Here is a 291-nt window from a genome sequence, read left to right on the forward strand (position 1 = left end):
TATTTCTAGTGTTGTTTAACTTTAGTCGACTTCACAGGTACAGGATCATCTCCACCTGCGCTCAAAGGGTGACATTTTAATATGCGTTTAACCGCTAACCAACTCCCTTTTGCAATTCCATGTAAATTAATTGCTTGAATTGCATAACTAGAACAGGTCGGGTTAAAGCGACAATGAGGCCCGAGTAGGGGGCTAATCCATTGTTGATAACCGCGGATCAGCAATATAAGCAGGCGCTTGGGAAGCGAACAAACTGCTTTGAACTGATTTCTGATCTTGCTACGCCCTGAA

1 protein-coding gene is annotated in these 291 nt (G+C 43.3%); it reads right to left on the bottom strand.

The window, feature by feature from the left end; translation table 11 throughout:
• Positions 1-5: 5 nt before the first annotated feature.
• The gene (gene yidD / locus CWC11_RS21285) at positions 6-233 is read right to left on the bottom strand and encodes a membrane protein insertion efficiency factor YidD (protein ID WP_212748114.1); all 228 of its coding nucleotides are present in this window, start codon (positions 231-233) and stop codon (positions 6-8) included.
• Positions 234-291 lie beyond the last annotated feature (58 nt).

Source organism: Pseudoalteromonas sp. S3178, assembly GCF_005886985.1.
In the GTDB taxonomy this organism is placed as follows: domain Bacteria; phylum Pseudomonadota; class Gammaproteobacteria; order Enterobacterales; family Alteromonadaceae; genus Pseudoalteromonas; species Pseudoalteromonas carrageenovora.